General features: G+C 56.6%; 4 protein-coding genes. All 4 read right to left on the bottom strand.

Annotated features, from left to right (window positions below; genetic code table 11):
* The coding region (locus ACIREA_RS28150) for a PD-(D/E)XK nuclease family protein (RefSeq protein ID WP_397385642.1) at window positions 1-711 on the bottom strand (711 nt) is incomplete at its 3' end.
* Window positions 656-1,297, bottom strand: a complete 642-nt coding sequence (locus tag ACIREA_RS28145) for a hypothetical protein (protein ID WP_397385641.1) — start codon at window positions 1,295-1,297, stop codon at window positions 656-658. The genes ACIREA_RS28145 and ACIREA_RS28150, both read right to left, overlap by 56 nt.
* Window positions 1,294-2,331, bottom strand: coding sequence for a YhcG family protein (locus tag ACIREA_RS28140; protein ID WP_397385640.1), 1,038 nt, complete (start codon window positions 2,329-2,331; stop codon window positions 1,294-1,296). The genes ACIREA_RS28145 and ACIREA_RS28140 overlap by 4 nt, the downstream gene beginning before the upstream one ends.
* Window positions 2,332-2,393: 62 nt before the next feature.
* A partial coding sequence (locus tag ACIREA_RS28135) for a helicase-related protein (protein ID WP_397385639.1) occupies window positions 2,394-3,905 on the bottom strand: 1,512 nt, incomplete at its 5' end.

Here is a 3,905-nt window from a genome sequence, read left to right as displayed (position 1 = left end):
ATCGCCTTCTGACTCGTCATAGGCGCAAATCACCTTCAACAAGGCATGGACATCCTCGCGCTCCTTCTTTGTCCAGCCGGGTGTTTCAGGATGCTTCTTTTGATTTAAACACAGGTAAACAATGGCATCGCAGGCGTATCCCAGATCCTTGACCTTCTCCAAATAACGCACGAGCTGACGGTCCATGTCTGCCGCGCCATTGATCTTGTTTTCGATGATGATCGCTTTCTTACTGTCCTCGTCACAAATCAGCAGGTCGATTCTTCCGGCCTCGCGGAAAACTCGTGCGTTGGAGTAATTATCGATTTCGATGGCGACCTCGTGGTGCTCCCTTAGGTATTTCAAAAACAGGCGCAGAAAATAATCGCCATGACCATGGCTGCCTGCGGGATTGATGATTGCCTGCATGATGTCGCTATGGAGATTTTCTCGATAATAGACGTCGGAAATCAGGTGGAAGAGATTGAACCCCATATCCACCTCTCTGCGCTTCACGCACTCCAAATGCTGATGCCCAAGCCGCACGATCTCATCATCATGAAGCCATGCAGAGACGAGGCCTATGAAGTGCTCATTCAGTGCACTCACTTCGTTGAGCAGTTGGATTTCTGGCTCCATGGTTTGCATCAGATTTTGGAGCATGGTCGGCAGCAATTCATAGCGCAGTGGACTTAAGGCCGTCGGGAACTCGAAGAATACCAGAGACTCCATGCGATGAATCTCCGCTTAGGATTCCCGTCACGGATACGATGCTTCCAACCACCTGTGGAATGAGCAACTCCTGTCCATCACGCCAACGGCTGAGAAGCTCTTTGGCGACGTCCATGTGGCTTGGTTTGTTGTGTTGCTCATCAGTATAGCGTGAAGCAAAACCCTCAACCACATGGATGGTAATCTCCTGCTTGATTCGGAGACCAAGGGCATGGCAAAAATGTATGGCGGCCAGTGCCATGGATGCTCCAGCCATGATATTCCAATGGCGGGGGCTGCTTCGGTTGGTCTCGGAGTGGAAGCGTTCAAAGTCTCCTCTCGGGATCGGATTGCCGTCTGGATCAAAGGCTCCAGAAAGTGGAGCTTCGAGAATAAGCACGACTGCGGGATCATTCTTGCTGATCCACCTGCAAGTGGATTCCAAAAACCGGCTGTAGTTCAGTGGAGCCTGGAAATCTTGGTCAGTTGGCCATGCTGCAGCACCGCATGTTTCCTTGGTTGCAGAAAAGCCAAGATCGATGGCGAGGACCGGCAGGGAGCGAAGGTGCGCCTGATTATCGTTGTTGGTGACTGGCGCGAATCTCATGCCTCTCCTTTGGATTTGGTGTCAGCAATGCGGCTCTGTGCGAGCTGGACGGCATTATGGAGCTTCTGTTCCAACAACTTCTTGGGTGGCAAAGCGGTGAGGTATTCGGCGACTCGGATGCCGCGTGTGGCGAGTTCGAAGACTTCGATGCGCTCGTCGGATTTCTCGGCACAGAGGATGAGGCCGAGTGGTTCTTCTTCGCCCGGGCGCATCTCGTTCTTCTTGAGCCAGCGCATGTAGAACTCCATTTGGCCGATGTCTGCAGGGGCGAACTTGCCAAGCTTCAGGTCGATGACGACGAGCCGCCGCAGGCTGCGGTGGTAGAACAGGAGGTCGAGATAGAAGTCATCTCCATCGACGACGATGCGTTTTTGCCGGGCGACGAAGGCGAAGTCGCTGCCGAGTTCGACGAGGAAGGACTCCAGATCGCGGAGAATGGCGGATTCGAGATCCTTTTCGGAATAGGTGTCCTTGAGGCCGAGGAAATCGAGCAGGTAGGGATCGCGGAAAACGAGGTCAGGCGTGAGGCGATCTTGTTCGCGGAGATCGGCGAGTTCTTTTTTGATGAGTTTCTCGGGCTTCTTCGAAAGGGCTGTGCGCTCGTAGAGCATGCCATTGATCTTCTCGCGCAAGGTGCGTGTGCTCCAGCGCTCGACGCGGCACATCTCGGCGTAGAAGTCACGCTGGTGCGGTTTGTTGAGCGGGAGGAGGTCAACGAAATGCGTCCAGTTCAATTGTGTCGTCAGTGCCGACACAATCTGTGAATCTGGAAAGACCTCTGAAAATTGAATCATGCGCCGGAGGTTTCGTTCGGCAAAACTGCGGCCAAAATCGGCCTCCAATTGTGTCGCCAATGCCGACACAATTCGATCCCCATAACCGGCTCGCTTCTCTCTGAGGACGTCTAGGCGGATGCGCTCGCCGACTTTCCAGTAGAGCAAAACAAGGGCCGCATTGACGCCACGAGAGACGGTCTCCCTGGCACTCGTGATAAGATTGCGAACGTCACCAAGCAGTAGTGAGGGAACGGCCATGGGAGAGGCCGATTTCAAGATGCGGGAGCGAGATGACTTTTTGGCAGGCATGGCGAAATGGATCAGAGGTCGGCAGGAAGGAGAACATACACACCGAGGACATCGACAGGGAGGCAGGGGGTGACAGTATAAGCGCCACGGTCATCTGCTGCCTGACGGACGCGGCGATGATCGGTGAGGAGGGCTTCTGCACGTTGCTGGGCAAGGGATTCGAGGTAAGGAGTCTGGGCTGTGAGAAAATCGAGGGCGGTCTGTATCTCGCGAGAGGCGGCGGCTTCGGTGAGGTTCGAGGCGGGTTCGGCGGCGAGCAGGGCGGTGAGGTCGGATTCTGGGAGCCACTGAGGCTTGGCGCGACCAGCGACAGCGAGGGTGACGCATTCCTCTGCCATCAGCGTGCGGGTGACATCGCGGCGCTTGCTGGTGAGTTGATGGCGCAGGCGGAGGATGAAGATTGTCGTGGCGATGCTGACGGCGTTGGTGACAGTGGCGGAACTGCGGGCGGCGAGCGGGTGCTGGGAGCCAGACAGAGAATCCTCCAGCAGGGTATCTGCAAGCAGGGCGACGAGCGGGTGCGTGCGGTGGATGAAGCGAGCACCCGGTACTGAGGCCTTTGGGTCGAAATAGAGCGGGAGGGGCTTGTTGATGCCTTCGAGATCGAGGCGCTCGCGCAGTGTCTGTGGCAGGTGCTGTGGAACTAGGCGGAAGGCGACTTTGCGGTGTGGCTCCAGCGGGGAATTCAAGCGAGAGCAGGTGTTTATGACGAAGCGTTGGATGTCACTACCTCCACCAAGCAGGGAACGCTGCTTTTCCCATTCAGGAAGCACCTCCTCTGGACGAAGCCGGCGCTGGGCAAAGACGGTGCGGTTGGCCTTGGCGTTCTCCATGGCATCGCTCCAATGAGTGTCGAGTGTGGCGAGTTCGGGAGTGGCGGTCAGATCGCCGAGGTCGAACTCGGTCTGGTAGTTCACCTTGCGGTTCTGTTTGAGCAGGGCGGCCTTGATAAGGGCCTGATTGATGCGTTGAGCATCCGCAGGCATGGGGACGAGGATGCCGAGTTCTTTGCGGATGGCCTCGGCCTTTCGGAGAATGACGTTGAGGATGAAACCATCGACTGGGTTGTCCTGGCCATAGAGCATGGTGGCACGCACTTCGCGGGCCTGCTGGCCGAACCGGTCCACACGTCCTTCACGCTGCTCATGGCGAGAGGGATTCCAGGCGAGGTCGTAATGAACGACTGCGGTGAAGATGTGCTGGAGGTTGATGCCCTCGGATAGGCAATCGGTGGCGACGAGGACAATGGGTTTGGATGTCTCAAGCCATGCTTCACCGAGCGCAGCAACACGTTCCTCGCGTTCTTGGGATGGATATTCACCCGTGATGGCTTCGACGATGGCATCCTTAAACTCGGTGCCGAGATGCTGGGCGACGTAGCGGGCGGTGGCAATGTAGCGGCAAAAGACCACTGGGCGGAAGCCGTCTTTGAGCAAGCCGCGCAGGTGGGTGACGAGGGCGGCAAGCTTGGGGTCGCCTTTAGCACCGTTGAGGCGATGTGCGGTGGCGATGAGAGCTTTCAG

Origin of the sequence: Prosthecobacter sp., from assembly GCF_044373815.1 — a bacterium.
Classification (GTDB): domain Bacteria; phylum Verrucomicrobiota; class Verrucomicrobiia; order Verrucomicrobiales; family Verrucomicrobiaceae; genus Prosthecobacter.
Note: the sequence above shows the minus strand (reverse complement) of the source record. Positions and strands in the feature narration are given on the sequence as shown.

Excerpts from the sequence above, each read along its gene's own strand:
- ACIREA_RS28145 (WP_397385641.1), bottom strand. The coding sequence starts at position 1,297 with ATGAGATTCGCGCCAGTCACCAACAACGATAATCAGGCGCACCTTCGC.
- ACIREA_RS28140 (WP_397385640.1), bottom strand. The coding sequence starts at position 2,331 with ATGGCCGTTCCCTCACTACTGCTTGGTGACGTTCGCAATCTTATCACG.